Annotated in this window: 15 protein-coding genes; 5 read left to right on the top strand and 10 right to left on the bottom strand. The window is 43.9% G+C overall.

The window, feature by feature from the left end; all coding sequences use genetic code 11:
- The first annotated feature begins 275 nt into the window (after positions 1-275).
- A complete protein-coding gene (gene ettA, locus FE392_RS09035; RefSeq protein ID WP_319929901.1) occupies positions 276-1,943 on the top strand; it encodes an energy-dependent translational throttle protein EttA in 1,668 nt (555 codons plus the stop codon).
- A gap of 76 nt (positions 1,944-2,019) precedes the next feature.
- Here ettA and FE392_RS09030 read toward each other — a convergent pair whose 3' ends face one another.
- From FE392_RS09030 to serB, 4 genes are all read right to left on the bottom strand, one after another.
- Positions 2,020-2,745 (bottom strand): ATP-binding cassette domain-containing protein, encoded by a 726-nt coding sequence (locus FE392_RS09030; RefSeq protein ID WP_319929900.1) that lies wholly within the window; start codon positions 2,743-2,745, stop codon positions 2,020-2,022.
- A 677-nt stretch (positions 2,746-3,422) separates the two neighbouring features.
- The gene (gene nadR / locus FE392_RS09025) at positions 3,423-4,649 is read right to left on the bottom strand and encodes a multifunctional transcriptional regulator/nicotinamide-nucleotide adenylyltransferase/ribosylnicotinamide kinase NadR (protein WP_319929899.1); all 1,227 of its coding nucleotides are present in this window, start codon (positions 4,647-4,649) and stop codon (positions 3,423-3,425) included.
- A gap of 370 nt (positions 4,650-5,019) precedes the next feature.
- On the bottom strand, positions 5,020-6,405 hold the full coding sequence (radA, locus tag FE392_RS09020; RefSeq protein WP_319929898.1) for a DNA repair protein RadA: 1,386 nt from the start codon (positions 6,403-6,405) through the stop codon (positions 5,020-5,022).
- 142 nt (positions 6,406-6,547) lie between these two features.
- Positions 6,548-7,525 (bottom strand): phosphoserine phosphatase, encoded by a 978-nt coding sequence (gene serB / locus FE392_RS09015; RefSeq protein WP_319929897.1) that lies wholly within the window; start codon positions 7,523-7,525, stop codon positions 6,548-6,550.
- 116 nt (positions 7,526-7,641) lie between these two features.
- Between serB and FE392_RS09010 the strand changes: the two genes are divergently transcribed.
- Complete coding sequence (locus FE392_RS09010) at positions 7,642-8,298, top strand: YtjB family periplasmic protein (RefSeq protein ID WP_319929896.1); 657 nt, start codon at positions 7,642-7,644, stop codon at positions 8,296-8,298.
- Between the two features lie 84 nt (positions 8,299-8,382).
- Here FE392_RS09010 and FE392_RS09005 read toward each other — a convergent pair whose 3' ends face one another.
- The 5 genes from FE392_RS09005 to FE392_RS08985 form a co-directional block, all read right to left on the bottom strand.
- On the bottom strand, positions 8,383-8,676 hold the full coding sequence (locus FE392_RS09005; protein ID WP_319929895.1) for a hypothetical protein: 294 nt from the start codon (positions 8,674-8,676) through the stop codon (positions 8,383-8,385).
- A 518-nt stretch (positions 8,677-9,194) separates the two neighbouring features.
- A complete protein-coding gene (gene dkgA, locus FE392_RS09000; RefSeq protein ID WP_319929894.1) occupies positions 9,195-10,025 on the bottom strand; it encodes a 2,5-didehydrogluconate reductase DkgA in 831 nt (276 codons plus the stop codon).
- Between the two features lie 24 nt (positions 10,026-10,049).
- Positions 10,050-11,210, bottom strand: a complete 1,161-nt coding sequence (yqhD, locus tag FE392_RS08995) for an alcohol dehydrogenase (protein ID WP_319929893.1) — start codon at positions 11,208-11,210, stop codon at positions 10,050-10,052.
- 272 nt (positions 11,211-11,482) lie between these two features.
- Positions 11,483-12,154 carry a DedA family protein gene (locus FE392_RS08990; protein WP_319929892.1) on the bottom strand — a complete coding sequence of 224 codons (672 nt, stop codon included), beginning with the start codon at positions 12,152-12,154 and terminating at the stop codon, positions 11,483-11,485.
- Positions 12,155-12,453: 299 nt separating this feature from the next.
- Positions 12,454-13,632 carry an MFS transporter gene (locus FE392_RS08985; RefSeq protein ID WP_319929891.1) on the bottom strand — a complete coding sequence of 393 codons (1,179 nt, stop codon included), beginning with the start codon at positions 13,630-13,632 and terminating at the stop codon, positions 12,454-12,456.
- Between the two features lie 120 nt (positions 13,633-13,752).
- Here FE392_RS08985 and FE392_RS08980 point away from each other — a divergent pair, with 120 nt between their 5' ends.
- Entirely contained in the window at positions 13,753-14,670 is a 918-nt protein-coding gene (locus tag FE392_RS08980) for a LysR family transcriptional regulator (protein WP_319929890.1), read from the top strand.
- Between the two features lie 40 nt (positions 14,671-14,710).
- On the opposite strand, the gene metC is transcribed toward FE392_RS08980, so the two are convergent.
- On the bottom strand, positions 14,711-15,907 hold the full coding sequence (metC, locus tag FE392_RS08975) for a cystathionine beta-lyase (RefSeq protein ID WP_319929889.1): 1,197 nt from the start codon (positions 15,905-15,907) through the stop codon (positions 14,711-14,713).
- A gap of 601 nt (positions 15,908-16,508) precedes the next feature.
- Here metC and exbB point away from each other — a divergent pair.
- Positions 16,509-17,474 carry a tonB-system energizer ExbB gene (exbB, locus tag FE392_RS08970; RefSeq protein WP_319929888.1) on the top strand — a complete coding sequence of 322 codons (966 nt, stop codon included), beginning with the start codon at positions 16,509-16,511 and terminating at the stop codon, positions 17,472-17,474.
- A 6-nt stretch (positions 17,475-17,480) separates the two neighbouring features.
- Positions 17,481-17,906 carry a TonB system transport protein ExbD gene (gene exbD / locus FE392_RS08965; RefSeq protein ID WP_319929887.1) on the top strand — a complete coding sequence of 142 codons (426 nt, stop codon included), beginning with the start codon at positions 17,481-17,483 and terminating at the stop codon, positions 17,904-17,906.
- Positions 17,907-18,004: the final 98 nt, after the last annotated feature.

The raw sequence follows: 18,004 nt of genomic DNA, 5'->3' as shown, positions 1-18,004 counted from the left end.
TTTAATCGCGCAATATTCAGACGCGATGCCCAAACGACGAATAGAACCCAAAATGAACAGCGCTCAAAAAAGCGCGATGCATAATTACACAACACTCAGGCTATTTACCTGAGTGTTGTGTAATTATAAGCATATTATCTGCGTGATTTATTACAACTTAGGCGACTGCTCCTCGTCGTTTACGGCGGGGGGCAGTCACGATAGAATACGCCATCCAAGCCTTATAAACGCAAATGAATTTAAAAATTCACTTAATAATCAAAAGGTAAAATATTTTGGCTCAATATGTTTATAGTATGCATCGGGTTGGAAAAATCGTTCCTCCGAAAAGGCATATTCTGAAAAATATTTCTCTGAGTTTTTTCCCGGGAGCAAAAATAGGCGTTCTTGGCCTTAATGGTGCGGGTAAATCGACGTTATTGCGCATTATGGCTGGCATCGATAAAGATATTGAAGGTGAAGCTCGCCCACAGCCGGGGATTAAAATCGGTTACCTGCCACAGGAGCCTAAACTCAATCTGGAGCATACGGTTCGCGAAGCTGTGGAAGAAGCAGTCAGCGAAGTTAAAAATGCCCTGACTCGCCTCGATGAAGTCTATGCCGCTTACGCTGATCCAGATGCGGATTTTGATAAGTTGGCAAAAGAGCAGGGAGAGCTGGAAGCGATTATTCAATCCCATGACGGGCATAATTTGGATAATCAGCTTGAAAGAGCGGCTGATGCCCTGCGCTTGCCGAGCTGGGATGCCAAAATTGAACACTTGTCTGGTGGTGAGCGTCGCCGTGTTGCGATTTGCCGCCTGCTGCTGGAAAAACCAGACATGTTGCTGCTTGATGAGCCAACCAACCACCTTGATGCTGAATCTGTTGCTTGGCTGGAACGCTTCCTGCATGACTATGAAGGCACCGTAGTTGCGATCACCCATGACCGTTATTTCCTTGATAACGTGGCTGGCTGGATTCTGGAACTTGACCGTGGTGAAGGTATTCCATGGGAAGGCAACTATTCTTCATGGCTGGAGCAGAAAGATGAGCGTCTGGCGCAGGAAGCTGCATCAGAAGCTGCCCGTCGTAAATCCATTGAGAAAGAACTTGAGTGGGTTCGCCAAAATCCGAAAGGACGTCAGGCAAAAGGTAAAGCGCGTTTGGCTCGTTTTGAAGAACTCAATAGCGTTGAGTACCAGAAACGTAATGAAACCAGTGAATTGTTCATTCCGCCTGGCCCACGTCTGGGCGACAAAGTGCTGGAAGTGAGCAACTTGACCAAGTCTTATGGCGACCGCGTTCTGATTGACGACTTGAGCTTCTCCCTGCCAAAAGGGGCGATCGTTGGGATCATCGGGCCGAATGGTGCAGGTAAATCCACACTGTTCCGTATGTTGTCCGGTCAGGAACAACCAGATTCTGGCTCTATCACATTGGGTGAAACCGTTAAGCTGGCTTCCGTTGATCAGTTCCGTGATAGCATGGATGACAGCAAAACTGTTTGGGAAGAAGTTTCGGGCGGCCAAGACATCATGCGTATCGGCAACTTTGAAATCCCAAGTCGTGCCTATGTCGGTCGTTTTAACTTCAAGGGTGTAGATCAGGGCAAGCGAGTCGGTGAATTGTCTGGTGGTGAGCGCGGCCGTCTGCACTTATCCAAGCTGCTGCAAGTGGGCGGCAACATGTTACTGCTTGATGAACCAACCAACGATTTGGATATTGAAACGCTGCGTGCGCTGGAAAATGCCCTGCTGGAATTCCCGGGTTGTGCAATGGTTATTTCCCATGACCGTTGGTTCCTTGACCGTATCGCGACACACATCATTGATTATCAGGATGAAGGTAAAGTTTCCTTCTTTGAGGGTAACTTCAGCGAATACGAAGATTATAAAAAGCGGACACTGGGTGCTGAAGCACTACAGCCTCACCGTATCAAGTATAAAAAGATCAGCAAATAAGCTGATAAAAAAACGGCCTGATATCAGGCCGTTTTTTGTGGTTATGACCATCATTATATGGTCATAATGACGATGACTACACTAGCACTCTTTGTTCCAGAAAAGACTCATAAGTTTTCACTGCCTTCCCGCTTGCTAAAGTGATAACGCTGTCAGCATGTTGCATGAGGCGTTTATCTTGGGAAGCAATCACAACAGTACCTTTCTGTTCATGTGCAATAAATTTAAAGATATTCATGAGCGTCTGAAACGCCTGATGATCTAAGTTTTTCGTTGGATCATCGGCAAATAAGTATTCAGGTCTTCTGACAATGGCTTTTGCTATCGCAGCCAATTGTTTTTCGTTTTCAGACAACTCCCCTGGGTAATAACGGCTCTTATTGCCTAATTTCACAATATCTAACGACTTCTGTGCGATCTTTTCAGATTGTTCGCGAGAAAGTGATAATCCATGTGAAGTTGATAATAACAAGTTATCTAGCAGTGTGAGTTCACTAAATAAGTTGAACCCCGGGAAGATAAAGCCACTATTTTCTGAGTGAAACTGGCCTAATTCTACCTCATTCATTAGTTTCAACTTGTTATTATTAATTAATACATCTCCTTGATCTGGTTGTAACATACCCGATGCAATCGACAGCATAGTGCGGTTTGTCGATGCCTTCGGCCCTGTTATCAAAGTAATTTCACCTGGTATAATAGAAAATGTGATATCTGAAATCATTTCATGATTAACTGTGCTATCAGTTAAACCATATGAAATATTGATAACTTCAATCGATTTAAATTGATTTAAGTTCATATTCTCAACACAATTAGGTTAAAAGATTAAAACTTTTTCCTTAACATATGCTGTCTAAATTCCTTCGCAATAACACTAATATCCGTATTGTATTGTGCGAGTAAAAATAGTTTATATATGAAATATCTTCGTTCTGTATATAAGCCATCTTATGTCAATTATTATTTACAACGACTATATAATAAACCAGATATTTCTTAGTCTTAGAATAAAAAAACAAATAATATTAATTAATTACGCATAAAGTAAAGACTAAGTTAAATAAAAATAGTATAAGAACTTCTATCTTTATCTAATATATTAATAAGGAAAAAAGTCATTATATATTTCATTAATATTTTAATGTTATCTTTTCGTTACCTCCATTATTGTAATAAGCCTAAAATCTATGTGGATTATTTAATAACTAATAAATTTTATATAAATAAATCAATAGGTCTGTTCATTAAATGACTTATTTCCCTACAATTCAAGTCAAAATAGTAATGTTTAAGCATCAAAAAATATTATTATCACAATTTATTTTATTACCATTGTAAAAATAACCGCACTAAACATTCAATAAAATGATAATGCGGCATAAATAGTCAAAAATAAATGTTTCCATGGAAAATAAATCATTATCAATTAATTGAGATAATAATATAAGACTTATCTATAAAATAGATAAATCTTAGTTATTCCATTAACATTTTTTGCACTAATTCAACACAGTGTAAAAAGCGTTGATCATAATCAGATGAATTGACACAAACATAGTCAATATTATTTTTCTTTAACAAGTTTTCGAGTAATTGCTGGAATTCTTTGCGATCCCGTTCACTGCCTAAACTTCTTAAACCGTCAGCTACCCACGGTGTGTTGTTTTCTAGCAGGATAACTAAATCAAAGCGATATTCGTCTATCAAGGCCTGAACAAAAGGATGTTCTTTTCCCTCATAGCGTTTGCAAAAGGCCTGTGTTGTCACGAAATCTGTATCAATAAAAGCAACTTTATTGGCATATTTAACTGCAAAATCAATGTATTGAGCATGGCCTAAAGCAATTTTATCGTAGTCAGAATATTGCAGGGCTCTTTCATCGCCTCCCAGATGGGAAAATACGTATTCACGCCCGTATTCCCAAGCACTGGTTGTGTTGAACGTATTGGCCAATTTATTCACCAGCGTTGATTTGCCACTCGATTCCCCGCCAAGAATGGCGACAGTGCGTACAAAAAAGGGCTTCACTTCGGTTGGGATATATTCCCAATAGTGGAAAGGAGCCTGACGTATCTGGCTGCCACTGATATTCATAAATGAGCGCTGTGGATCGATGAGAACGGTTTCGATGTCGAAGTACTCTTTATAATGCGCAGCATCCTGTGCTTCGCTGGAATAGATATATTTCGGATTGATGCTTTTCTCTGCCAAGAATGTTTTTATGCCTTGGCTCCAGCTTTTCCAGCCGTTGGGGTAAGGTTCCATTCCTTGTTCATCAAATGCATGGATATGTATATTTTTCTGATATTTAAACGTTTGCAGCAGCCATCTCAAGCGGTCACTGACTGTCGGTTGCTGGCACATGGAACTATTGATGAACAGCTCGCGATCGCGTACCTCGTCATAACAAAGAACAACATGTAATTCATCAACCTGACTTGATGCACGTTGGATCAAATAAATATGCCCTGTATGCAATGGGTAAAATTTACCAAACACAACACCGATAGTTTTCTTTTCCATGGGATAGGCTAATCCTAGATATTGGTGGAGAGATGCAAGTTTTTGTGCGCTGGGGCTTTTTATTTTGTCGTTAATGAGCTGGCTTAAATAACCTTTTGTCATGCCATTTGCATCAGCAACTTGTTGTAATGTGTAGCCCGCTTGTTTGATCGCTTCTTTTAAGTAGTCAAACTGCCTCATAAAACCTCCTCTTGTTTAATATACTAAACAAAATAACATGATTGTTATGAAAGGTAAAAATATAAAGGAAACAGATAGCAAATTGTTAAGCCAATTATTAATTGATTTGAGTATGGCTGCCTGTGCATTGCTTTAGATTGTTTTTTATGCGTTATAGAAATAAATACATAACCAATTCCGGTTTAAAATATTGGCAGCGTTTTGTCAGAATAAAAGGCAATGAACCGTGAGAGTAAAAGAAATTAAATAATATTATCTATGACGTTAAGTGATTTTTTATTTGCCTGTATCATCTGGAGTGATGATAGGCAGGCAAATAATAATGTTCACTTAATGGGATTTGTATGTCAGTCGTTTATGACCGAAGTGGTTAATCATTCAGATCTTCCAGAATGGATAAAGCATCAGCCAATTTTTTCACACCGAATACTTTCATATTGGGTAAATCTTTTTTCGGCATATTCGCGTATGGAACAATCGCTCGTTTAAAACCATGCTTGGCTGCTTCTGAAATACGTTCTTGACCGCTGGGAACCGGACGGATTTCTCCTGACAGGCCGACTTCGCCGAATACCACCAAATCTTTGGGCAGGGGTCTGTCACGGAAACTGGAAACCAAGGAGAGTAATAACGCGAGATCGGCGCTCGTCTCTGTTACTTTCACACCGCCCACGACATTGACAAAAACATCTTGGTCAGCCATTTGCAGGCCTCCATGTCGATGCAGGACAGCAAGTAAAATTGCCAGCCTGTTTTGCTCAAGCCCCACTGCCACACGGCGTGGATTTGACATCATGGAATGATCGACCAGAGCCTGAATTTCCACCAGCAAAGGGCGGGTGCCTTCCCAGACAATCATAACGGAGCTGCCTGAGGTAATCTCATCCCCACGGCTCAGGAAGATAGCAGAAGGGTTGTTGACCTCTCGCAATCCTTGTTCGGTCATTGCAAATACACCCAGCTCATTTACCGCACCAAAGCGGTTTTTATGGCTGCGCAGGGTGCGAAAGCGGGAATCTGCTTCGCCATCCAGCATTACCGAACAGTCGATACAGTGTTCGAGTACTTTGGGGCCAGCCAGAGAGCCATCTTTTGTCACGTGCCCGACCATAATAATGGCAACACCACGGGTTTTGGCAAACCGAGTCAGGTAAGCGGCGGTTTCCCTGACCTGAGCTACACTCCCCGGTGAAGATTGAATGTCCGCCATGTGCATTACCTGAATGGAATCAATAACCATCAGTTTTGGCTGTTCTTGCTCTGCTATCAGGCAAATTTGCTCAATGCTGGTTTCTGACAGCATATTCAGTTGATCGGTTGGTAGCCCCAGCCGATGTGCCCGCATCGCCACTTGTTGTAATGATTCTTCCCCTGTTACATACAGGGTTTTCATTTGAGTCGATAGCTGGCACATAGTTTGCAGCAGCAGGGTACTTTTCCCTGCACCGGGGTTACCGCCAATCAAAATGGCACTGCCGGGAACCACGCCGCCGCCGAGAACACGGTCAAACTCTTTGAACCCGGTGGAAAAGCGGGGCAGTTCTTCCAGACTGATATCGGACAGTTTTTGGACTTTGCTGATGCCAGAATCTCCGGCATAACCGCTGAAACGTTCATTGCGGGAAGATGACGCTGCGGCCAAACGTACTTCTGTAATAGTATTCCATGCGTGGCATGCGGTACATTGCCCTTGCCAGCGGGGATAATCCGCGCCACATTCGTTACAGACAAACGCCCGTTTTGCTGCTTTTGCCACTTTGCTCTCCCTTAATATGGTTACTCTTGGCTGTTTTTTCACTCTTCAAGGCAAACTTAATACTTATTAGGGATTCTCCCTTTAGCCTTTTACGTTATGACCTTGTTGGTGATATTTAATTTAATACTTATTAAGTATCTGATTAACGTTCTTCGTGCTTCAGGCCACCACTCAAGACGCATAAAACGCCCATTAAATCTGCATGGCGGATGGCAACTTTAGCCTGCGCATAAACTTTGGGTTTGGCATGATAGGCGATACCCAACCCAGCCTTGCGGATCATTTTCAAGTCATTGGCGCCATCACCAATAGCGATTGTCTGGCTTAATGGAATACCCAGCTCTTTTGCCAGCTTTATCAGTGTAGTTGCTTTACATTTTGCATCGACAACTGGCCCCTTAACCTTACCCGTCAATTTGCCATCTTTTACCTCAAGTTGATTAGCAACCGCAGCATAAAGGCGTAACCGCTGGCGGAGATTATCGGAGAAGTAGGTAAATCCCCCAGAGGCAATGGCTACATGCCAATCCAATGATTGTAACTTGCGAACGAGGCTGGTCAGCCCGGGCATCAAGGGAAGTGTATCCATCACATGCTGCAAGATGGAGATATCGGCGCCTTTCAGCTGGGCAACCCGTGCGTGCAGGCTTTCTGAAAAATCCAGTTCACCTAGCATGGCACGCTCAGTGATTTCAGCCACTTTATCGCCAACTCCTGCCAGACGGGCAATTTCATCAATACATTCTATTTGGATGGCGGTTGAATCCATATCCATCACCAGAAGACCGGGAGAGCGCAAACGCGGGATCTGCCCCAAAGGTACAACATCCAACTGGAAATCATCGGCCAGCCGCTTGATGCGTGGTGAAAGGCTGCCGGCGATACGGACAACTTGGTAATCATCAATGCGCCATGAAGACACAATGACCATAGCTGCGCCGAGGCGATGTTGGAAATTGCTGATGCGTTGCTTATCCAAACCACGGCCATAAAGCAGCCAGCCACTGTCCCCGGCTCGGTAATCCAGCGGCATGACTTCATCGCCACTAAGAGATAGCGGTAATCCCGGCCATTTATGGATCTCATCCGGTAAGTAACGGTAGGCCAGATTATTTGACATGAATATCGACTCCTGTAATTCCATACAATTTTGGGCAGGCAAAAAACGCTTTTCAAACTATCCTATCAATACCGCATCTGGCAACATGTGCTTTCCGAACATGGGATGGGATAACTATGATCAAAGCAAAATTAAAGTTTCGGCTGCACAAGACGGCGATTATTTTAATATGTATAGCTCTGCTGGTATTGCTGATGCAGGGTGTTTCGTATTTCAGCCGTTCCCAGCAACAGGCCCACATGGATCAGTTTGAGGATCTGGCGAAAACATTGGCAAAGCAGGTTGCATTCAGCTTGTCTGATTATATGGAGAATGGTAGCAAAGATCTTAATAATAAAAAGATTGTCGCTAATCTGAATTACTTGACGAGCGCAAGCCGCATTTTGGATGCCAGTGTTTATCTGGAAAATGGAACGCAGATTGCACGAAGTGGTGAGCCGGTTTCTGTTCGTGAGCGGTTATCATTGGAAGGAAAAAAGTCCAGTGGCTATTTCAACCAACAAATCGTTGTCCCTATACCGGGCAAAGATCATCCGAAAGGTTTCCTTCGCCTGACACTGGATACCCACAGATTGGCAACGGAGGCAAAGCAGGTTGATAACACCACGAACTTACTCCGGATTATGCTGCTATTATCATTGGCAATTGGCTTTATTTTGGCCCATAACTTACTGCAATTGTCGCCCAGCCGCTGGCAACAGTCGCCTTACCTTTTGACTGCAAATACTAAATCACCAGATGAAGAAAACGGGGACAGCAACTCTGCCCGTTAGCCGATTTTAATACCAAAACCGAAACTTGTCTGAGCCTATCTCTCTAAGGGGGATAGGCTGAAAGCATTTCATGACATCCATAACTCAACTCTTTTCATGGGCAGTTTTCCCATAATACCGTTTAAAGCAAACGGAATAGACCAAAGCGTATAGCAGCGCAATCACAATAGCGCCATAAAGCACCACGGGACTGTGGGAAACGGCAACGTTCACAAATGGGAACTTGTTGAAACGGAAAATGTACATATGAAAAACTATCGCCATCACGGTAAATAAAATTCCCGCCGCATTGTGATGGATATAGTTCGATATCAGGAACCGTTTTAATATGAAAAAGAAAGGAATAAGCATCAATAAAGAAATAACTATGTAAATCATTATCACTTCCTTAAGTTTAACTCGAATTTTTAATGAGTCAGTGAGTCGGCTCGCTGTCATGGACAGGCCGGCAATAGCGTTATGTAAATCCCATAGTCAGTTTATAAATAATGGTTTTTTTAAGTGCCTGCCCATCTGGTTTTTTAGTTATTTAACTTGATGAGATAAGCCTATATCATGAAAAATATATAAATAGTAAACATAGTTATTATTGAAAAAGCCGATTTTGCATATAACTTATTATGTTTTAGGCACATTATTTTTGCGGGGAGAAATTATGTATGAGATAGAAGGCGGCATGTGAGATAGAACATCATGCATGAAATAAAAAATGCGGGAATAGGGCAGGCTTGGGCCGCCACATGACCTGAACTCTGCCGGAACACAGAATTCAGGTCAATCGAAATGAATTAGATGAATGGATATTAATCCCGATCGTTAATCGTTTTTTAACTAATTTTTATGACGTTTATCTTAAAAGGGCTTGTTTCGATAAGCGATATTTAAAATTGAGCGCCTTAAAGTTGGTTGTAAGTGTCAGGATTTGGGCCTATCCGTTTACCTATATCTAATTCAGCCATCGCCGTTAAATCTTCTTTTTCCAATCTAAAATCAAACACATCAAAATTCTCTTTAATGCGGGAAGGGGTCACTGATTTAGGAATAGCAATCATGCCGCGTTCAAGATGCCAGCGGATAACAATCTGCGCTGGTGTTTTACCGTGTTTAATTGCCAATTGCTCAACAAGGGATGAATTAAAAACACCTTTTCCTCCCCGTGACAATGGGCTCCAGGATTCCGTTGTAATTTGGTGGGTGGCATTCCATGAATGAAGTTGCCGCTGTTGCATCAAAGGGTGCAATTCAATTTGGTTGATTGCAGGGATCACACCCGTTTCTGAGATCAGTTTCTGCAAGTGCTCAATATGGAAATTACAAACACCGATACTGCGGATCAGCCCAGCCTCTTTCAGCTCGATTAGTTGCTTCCATGCCTCAACATAATGATCCTGTTCAGGCACGGGCCATTGAATAAGATAGAGATCAACATAATCCAGCTGTAATCGATCTAAACTTTCCTGCAATGCCGTTTTGGCATCCAGATGACGATCATTCCAGAGCTTGGTAGTGATAAAAATTTCTTCACGTGGAATATCGCTCTCTTGCAGCGCTTTCCCGACCCCTTCTTCATTATGATAAATTGCTGCGGTGTCAATGGAACGATAGCCGACTTCTAATGCGGTGTGGATAGCTCCAACTACCTGCTCATTATTCGCTTTCCAAACCCCCAGCCCCAGTTGAGGCATGTGGTTATCGTCAACGAGTTTAATAATTGTTTGCAGACCCATTCTTACCTCCTCAGGTTTAAGTTTTCAGATGGACGCCTCATAGATCCGCTTACTGATATCAAGCGTAATATCTTGGTGTTCACCGAGAGAAACTAAACCTTGCTGTGCTAATTTGTTAACCATGGCCGGAATAGAACTGCCATCAAGCTGATAATCAGAAAGGTGGGTCTTTACACCCAAACTTTCAAAAAACTGACGAGTGGCATAGATGGCCTTATCAATTCTTTCTTCTTCAGAGCCCTCCGTTAAACCCCAAACACGCTCTGCGTATTGCAGAAGCTTATCGTGCTTCACATCGCGCTTTTCCTGCAAAAGTTGCGGCAAAATAATGGCCAGTGTTTGGGCGTGATCTAAACCGTGAAATGCGGTGAGTTGATGGGCCAGCATGTGGGTAGCCCAGTCTTGTGGTACACCAGCGCCTAAAACGCCATTGAGTGCTTGAGTGGCAGTCCACATGATATTGGCACGGACGTCATAATTTTCAGGCTCTTCCAGCGCCTTTGGCCCTTCTTCAAGTAGCGTCATTAATAAACCCTCAGCGTAACGATCCTGTACTTTTGCGTCGACAGGGTAAGTCAGGTATTGCTCCAACGTATGGACAAAAGCATCCACAATGCCGTTGGCAATTTGTCTTGGGGGCAGGGAAAACGCGGCTGTAGGATCGAGGATGGCAACTTGGGGGTAAACAAAAGGTGAAGCAAAATGGAGTTTGTCATCGGTTTCACGACGGCTGATGACAGAAATATTATTCGTTTCTGAACCTGTTGCGGGCAAAGTCAGTACACAGGAAAACGGTATGGCTGAAGTGACATGGGCACCGCCGCTTGTCATGATCTCCCATGGATCTGCATCAGAATATTTCGCTGCTGCGGCAATGAATTTGGTGCCATCAATGACAGAGCCCCCTCCAACGGCCAGCAGATAATCAATCTTGTTTTGGTGAATGTATTTGACTGCTTTGATGAGCGTTTCATAAGTGGGATTGGGCTCAATACCCCCGAACAACTCAACGGAATAGCCTTTCAATGCGGTCTGGACTTGAGAAAGGACACCATTATGTTTAATGCTGCCGCCGCCATAAGTTAACAATATTTTGGCATTTTTGGGGATTTCATTGCTTAGTTGGGCAATTTGCCCTTTGCCAAAAATGACTTTAGTGGGTGTGTGTAGAGTAAAGTTTTGCATAAAAACCGCCTTTACTTGCAGGTTCGTATAGCCCGTGGGCGATACTATTGAAATTGTTTTTATTGTATTTGCATGATTTATTCTTTATTGAAATTACTTAATTGAGTGGGTGGCCCATTCCATTAAGAATATGAGTTATACAGCGTGTGGAATAGAGCTGCACTTAATCCTCAGGCAGTAATAATACCAGTCGGAATGGGCTGGGCGTTTAAATTTTTCGTAATGAAAAGAAAATTTTCTTTTTTGTAAGATGAATTAAATGATAAGTGTATTTACTTAGTTTTTTTTGGTGATTTTTTCTTGTGACGCCAGTACATCAGCAAGGAAGCAGATAAGCCACTGATCAACAGAATGACAGGTAAAATTATCAAAATATTCATGACCAGATCCTGATGGGCCTTGATAAAAGGGATCTGGTTCAGGATATAGCCAAAACCCACCACAATAATGACCCATAAAAAGCCACTTAACCAGTTAAAAAACTGAAAGCGCTTATTATTTAGACCAGAAATACCGGCAAAGGTTGGCAATAGAGTACGGACAAACGCTAAGAAACGGCCAATAAGCAGGGCAGACAAGCCGTGTTTAGCGAACAGTTGATTGGTTTTTTGTCGATAATGCAAGGGCAGTTGGGCAAGCCAGTTTTTGACAATATGGGTATGCCCGAGCCAACGCCCCTGCAAATAGCTCAACCAGCATCCCAGGCTGGCGGCAACGGACAGCAGGATAACGGTGGGAATAAAGCTCATGACACCTTTGGCTATCAAGGCGCCAGCAAGTATCAACAGTGTATCTCCGGGTAAGAAAGCAGTAGGCAACAGTCCATTTTCCAGCACTAGTGTGACAAAAAGGACGCCATAGATAACCCAGATGACATCCGGATTGGCGAGTTGATTAAAATCATGATGCCAGAGCGCATGCACGATCTCGCTTAACGTTTCCATTGTTTATCCTGTAATTTTGGCAAGTAAACTAATTAACAAAAGATCCATTCCAGTGTACCGCATATCAGGGAAGCTGGAGTTGATTTGATCAGCTTACGGGCGATAAAAGAGCAAAAAAAGAGGGTTGTTTGTTATCGGTGGAGAGTTAACTGGAGGAAAGTCAACATGGGGTTGTAAGTATCAACCAGAAATTTCGGCATCAGCTTCCGGTTTACCCAATTTTTCCTGCTTAGCCAAAATGCCGCAAATCCTCACTCTATTTTGTTAGGGTGAGGAGGATACCAAAGGCGTATCAACCGTTATTTTAACCGTACGATCCACGCCACCATAAGGATCGCCACAGCCGCAATACCGGTAGCCACGTAACCGATACTGGTCAATCCCCATTGTGTGATAGTTATTCCACCAATGATTGCACCTAATCCTGTCCCTGCATTAGCCGCAGAGACGTTCAAAGTGCCTGCCAAAGCTTGGGCGTGCGATGTTGATTTCATCACGCGCACCTGACAGATGGGAAATAACGCCGTGTACGCAATTCCCCACACAGCCAAAGATATTCCGAGCAGTAACGAAGAATCCGCTAGTGGCACACTAAAACTCATCCCTATGCCTAACAGCAACGTGAATATCACCGTGGCCCTTAGTGGATTGTTGTCAACGAATTGGCCACCGAGCCAGTTTCCAATCAATCCAATGGCACCAAAACCCATCAGCCACCATCCGACATGGGCAGTCTGAATCCCGGCAATGTGCTCTAATGTATTGGCTAAATAAGTATAAGCAGTAAACATAGCGGTAAAAATCACAACAGATAGCATTACGTTCGCGACAAATCGGGGATCTTTTAGGATACGTGTTTGTTCCTTAATTTTTATCTTCGCTGGCCGTGCAATGGTAGGCATGAATATAAACATGAGAATTGCCATCAAAAGTGACAAACCGGCCAAGCCCCAGAATGTGCTTCGCCAACCAGCATAATCTGATGCAAGAGTGCCCAGCGGGATGCCAAAGAGCAGTGCTGCTGAAATACCTAGATAAACTTGTGAAACTGCCCTACCTGCGTGTTTGGGGCCGACAATTTGCCCGGCTGTTTCACTGGCGGTTCCCCAAAATACAGGGAGCATCAAGGCAGGAATAAAACGGGCAATAGCCAGTATCCAAATATTCGGAGCCACTGCGGCCAGAGCATTGGAAACCGAAAATATTAGCAAAATAACTATAAATAAGCGTTTGCGATCGAGGTGGGATAACAATGCGGTTAATACGGGGCCGAACAGCATGACCGTAAGGGCGAAGAGTGTAACGAGTTGTCCTGCCGCTGAAATGGAAACATTTAAATCACGGGACAACGCAGGAAGAAGCCCGACGATTAAATATTCTGTCGTGACGATAACGAAAGCTGCGACGGCAAGAATAACAATAGAAAGGCCGCTACGGTTAACTGACTCTGCTGCGACTGACGTTGAGTATGAAGGCATTAAAAAAAGCTCCAGCTTAATATCAATGGTTGTATCTAGTTTATTGGAAAAAATTAATCTTATATTTGTTCTTTTTTCATACTATTATGGAATTTAATTCCATAATGATGGGGTAACAACATGACGCCTTTTGAACGTTTTAAAGGTATAGAGGCTTTCGTCACCACAGCAGATTTAGGCAGCTTCACCGCAGCGGGACATAAATTGAATTTAACCAATTCAGCTATCAGTAAGGGCGTGGCACGCTTGGAAGAGAGGTTAGGAACTCGCCTGTTTGAACGAACAACTCGGCGGCTGGTTTTGACTGATGCAGGCAGTGCATTCTACCGCACGTGTGTGCGTGTACTTGCTGACTTAAAAGAAGCTGAAATTGTTCTCAGCACCCAATTTAAGGAGCCTGTGGGGCGCTTGCGGCTGGATGTTCCCGAGGCGTTTGGCCGTTTACATGTTTTGCCGCTACTTTTACAGTTTACAGAGCAGCATCCCCATTTATTGCCTCACATATCATTCACCGATCGTTTTGTTGATTTGCTGGATGAGGGAATCGATGTGGCGGTACGCATCGGAGGCGCGGAATATTGGCCGGCTTCTTTGGGGCATTGTTATCTTGGCTGCGAGCGCCAGATTTTTTGCGCTTCCCCTGACTATTTAGCTAAACACGGCACACCTGCATCGGTAAATGAGCTGGTATCCCATGACTGCGTACTCTACGGTAAGGCGGATGGGAGTACGAGCCCGTGGTTGATTGTGAGCAATACGGGTTTGGTTGAACGTAAAACAATGGAAGGGCGTATCATCGTTGGCAATGGTGAGGCGCTGGTCAGTGCCGTTAAGGCTGGGTATGGCATAGCACAATTGGCGACATGGCTGGTACGTGACGATATAAAGCGGGGTGATTTAGTGATGATTCTGCCTGAATTGTCTACCGATGGCCTGCCACTTCATTTGATATGGCCGATTGGCAGGCAATTGCAGCCCAAGGTGAATAGCATATTGGAGTTGTTGAAAAAAGAGTTGCGGATTAATGAAATGCATTAATCACAACTCGTGCCATTTTTCTGGTTCATCATTTCATGAGTCAATTACGGCCTCTGAGGCGGGAAAAACCTGCATCCAGATCTTCAATCAAATCTTGTGGATCTTCCAACCCAATGTGCAGACGAATCAATGTGCCGGTTTTTAGCGGTTCATTATATTGGCGCAGTATTTTGAGAGGCTTGGGTTGAATTTCCATAATCAGTGATTCATACCCTCCCCATGAAAACGCCATCTTAAAATGCGTCATGTTATCGAGATAATCAGACAGCTGTCTGGAGGTTAGTTGAGTCTTCAGGAGGAAAGAAAATAGCCCGCATGATCCTGTGAAATCACGTTTAAAATAGATGTGGCCGGGGCAGGAAGGCAGTGCTGGGTGATAAACCTCACTCACTTCTGGCCGTTGTGCGAGCCATTTGGCAATATGAATGCTGCTTTTTTCATGCTGTTTTAGGCGCACAGCCAGTGTATGCAGGCCACGGTTTGCCATATAAACCGTGTCGGGATCAGCAATTTGCCCCAGCAGGTAAGATCTTTCCCTGAGTTGCTCCCAGCACCGGGCATTGGAAACAGCGGTTCCCAGCATGCCATCCGAATGACCGATGATATATTTGGTGGCAGATTGAACCGAAATATCGACACCGCACTCCAGAGGCTTGAACAAAATGCCAGCCGACCACGTATTATCAATAATGATCACAATATCAGGGTTAACCTGACGGGCGGCCTGTACGATAGCGGGAACATCTTGGACTTCCATCGTCAAAGAGCCGGGGGATTCAAGGAAAAGTACTTTGGTATTTGGCTTAATCAGCGCTGCAATGCCTTTCCCAATCATCGGATCAAAGTAATCGGTGGAAATATTCATCTTGCGCAAGAAATGATCGCAAAAAGATTGGGTCGGTTCGTACGCTGTACCTGTCACCAGCACATGATCGCCACTTTCCACAAAAGACAGAATCGAGCTAGTAATAGCAGCCGTACCAGAAGGATATAATGCACACCCGGCTCCGCCTTCAAGTGTGGTCATTGCATCCCGGAAGGCGAAATGCGTCATCGTGCCCCGTCGTCCGTAAATCAATGTGCCTTTATGGTGGGTTTTTAACGCATGCTCCAGATCTTCAACGGTATCAAAAAGGACAGACGACGTGCGTTGAATAAGAGGATTGACTGCTCCTTGTGTGTATTTTTTTTCCCTTCCGACATCGACCAATAAGGTGTCTATCTTCTTTTTTGTCATGGTATCTCACCTCATATTAATTTTTGATTACCGTCTATACCCTATGGATTTCGAGTTGCGGCGCAGCGGCAAGGAGTGACAAATTCGTCGGGAACGAATTTGCCCAGCCAAAGACTGGCTTCCGGCGAAAGGCAGGAGCCTTTCATTAATTCCCAAACGCATAGATAACGATGTGATTGGGGTGAGTGAGCGCAGTCAGCAAAGCAGTAGCTTGAAAGACGACGGGTATAATGGCCAATTAAATTGTTCAAATAATGATAAGCAAGTTAAAAGATTTATGTTGGATTTGCCAAAGGGATTCTGACAACTTGACGAAAATTCAAGATGATCGACTGATGTTAAACCAGAACAGGCCAGCATAGGTGTACCATTAAACAGCACTTTTTTATTAAATAGTAATGATAATTACTATCAAATCGCACAATGTCTGATATCATTTGCAGCTGACTTTTCCCTCTGATGGTTCGTGGGTAAATGAGTGAGCTCTTGGAGTAAGAAAGTAAGAGGCATGACTCCGGTCATATTAGGATTAGCAAGATGAGTAAACGTGATTCACTGCTAAGTAACAAAATCTAAAAAAAAGAGAGAGTAAGGCTAACTGATGCGTAATTTGACAGCTTCTATTCTATTGGCATTCGGATTAACAAGTTCAGCATGGGCTGATACATCGGCTGTTACGCCAGAAAATCAGGCTGCTGCTCAGGTAGCCGCTCCGGCAACCACTGAATCTTCCGCTGCTCCACAAGCAACGGAACCCAAAACGGATGCATCATTAAACACAGCAGCGCAAACCACAGGAACTGAGGCCACGGTTACTGAAACCGTTATAACGCCAGTTGATGAAAAATCTGAAAACCTGTCCAGTGGCTTCGCAACTGATCTGTCTGTTTTTGGGATGTACCAGAATGCGGACGCAGTAGTAAAAACGGTGATGATAGGATTAGTGATCGCCTCCGTGATTACATGGGCACTATTTTTCTCCAAAGGCGTTGAACTATTTATTGCACGTCGCCGTTTACGCAAGGAGCAACTCGCTCTGGCAGATGTCGCCAGCTTAGATGCGGCAGCCAAAATTGCCGCTGATTTTGACAAGTTGAGCATCAGCCGCCTGTTATTGAACGAAGCACAATCAGAACGCACGCTGTCTGTTGAAAGCACAGATAAAACGGGCACAAAAGAGCGCACAGCATTCCGCATGGAGCGCTCCGTTGCCGCAATTAGTCGCCATATGGGGCGTGGTAACGGTTATCTGGCAACTATCGGCGCCATTTCTCCGTTTGTCGGCCTGTTCGGGACAGTTTGGGGGATCATGAATAGCTTTATCGGCATCGCCCATTCACAAACCACAAATCTGGCCGTTGTTGCACCGGGTATTGCAGAAGCATTGTTGGCAACCGCGCTTGGTCTGGTCGCTGCTATTCCTGCGGTAGTGATTTATAACGTCTTTGCCCGTGTTATCACGTCATACCGTGGACAAGTGGGGGATATGGCTGCTCAGGCAATCCTATTGCTGGGGCGTGATCTTGATCTGGCTGACAGTAAAGCAGAAAAAACACAGGCAAGGTAATTAACTATGGCAATACGTCTTAATGAAGATTTGGACGATAGCGGTGAATTGCATGAAATCAACGTCACGCCATTTATTGACGTGATGTTGGTACTGCTGATTATTTTCATGGTAGCAGCGCCACTGGCAACAGTAGATATTAAAGTTGATTTACCGGCATCATCAGCTCAGCCGCAACCGCGGCCAGAAAAGCCAGTGTTCCTGACCGTGAAGGCGGATCACCAGCTTTATGTGGGTGAGCAACAGGTTGACCGCGATACTTTATCTTCGGTATTGGATCAGACTACACAATCCAACAAAGACACGACGATCTTCTTTCAGGCAGATAAAACTGTCGATTACGAGACGTTGATGAGTGTCATGGATTCCCTGCGCAAAGCGGGCTATCTCAAAATCGGGTTGGTAGGCATGGAAAGTGTTGCAGCCCAATAAGCCTGATTGATTTCCTGAAAATATAAACTGCCCGCTCTGAATAAGAGCAGGCAGTTTCATGTCTTTGTTTTTTCTTTATATTCCAAATTTTGAAAAAC

It is taken from the genome of Xenorhabdus santafensis (genome assembly GCF_033949405.1).
Taxonomy (GTDB): domain Bacteria; phylum Pseudomonadota; class Gammaproteobacteria; order Enterobacterales; family Enterobacteriaceae; genus Xenorhabdus; species Xenorhabdus santafensis.
The sequence above is the reverse complement of the archived record's forward strand: the minus strand, read 5'-3'. Positions and strand labels throughout refer to the sequence as shown.

Excerpts from the sequence above, each read along its gene's own strand:
- FE392_RS09030 (WP_319929900.1), bottom strand. The coding sequence starts at position 2,745 with ATGAACTTAAATCAATTTAAATCGATTGAAGTTATCAATATTTCATAT.
- nadR (WP_319929899.1), bottom strand. The coding sequence starts at position 4,649 with ATGAGGCAGTTTGACTACTTAAAAGAAGCGATCAAACAAGCGGGCTAC.
- serB (WP_319929897.1), bottom strand. The coding sequence starts at position 7,525 with ATGTCAAATAATCTGGCCTACCGTTACTTACCGGATGAGATCCATAAA.
- FE392_RS09010 (WP_319929896.1), top strand. The coding sequence starts at position 7,642 with ATGATCAAAGCAAAATTAAAGTTTCGGCTGCACAAGACGGCGATTATT.
- FE392_RS09005 (WP_319929895.1), bottom strand. The coding sequence starts at position 8,676 with ATGATTTACATAGTTATTTCTTTATTGATGCTTATTCCTTTCTTTTTC.
- dkgA (WP_319929894.1), bottom strand. The coding sequence starts at position 10,025 with ATGGGTCTGCAAACAATTATTAAACTCGTTGACGATAACCACATGCCT.
- yqhD (WP_319929893.1), bottom strand. The coding sequence starts at position 11,210 with ATGCAAAACTTTACTCTACACACACCCACTAAAGTCATTTTTGGCAAA.
- FE392_RS08990 (WP_319929892.1), bottom strand. The coding sequence starts at position 12,154 with ATGGAAACGTTAAGCGAGATCGTGCATGCGCTCTGGCATCATGATTTT.
- FE392_RS08985 (WP_319929891.1), bottom strand. The coding sequence starts at position 13,632 with ATGCCTTCATACTCAACGTCAGTCGCAGCAGAGTCAGTTAACCGTAGC.
- FE392_RS08980 (WP_319929890.1), top strand. The coding sequence starts at position 13,753 with ATGACGCCTTTTGAACGTTTTAAAGGTATAGAGGCTTTCGTCACCACA.
- metC (WP_319929889.1), bottom strand. The coding sequence starts at position 15,907 with ATGACAAAAAAGAAGATAGACACCTTATTGGTCGATGTCGGAAGGGAA.
- exbB (WP_319929888.1), top strand. The coding sequence starts at position 16,509 with ATGCGTAATTTGACAGCTTCTATTCTATTGGCATTCGGATTAACAAGT.
- exbD (WP_319929887.1), top strand. The coding sequence starts at position 17,481 with ATGGCAATACGTCTTAATGAAGATTTGGACGATAGCGGTGAATTGCAT.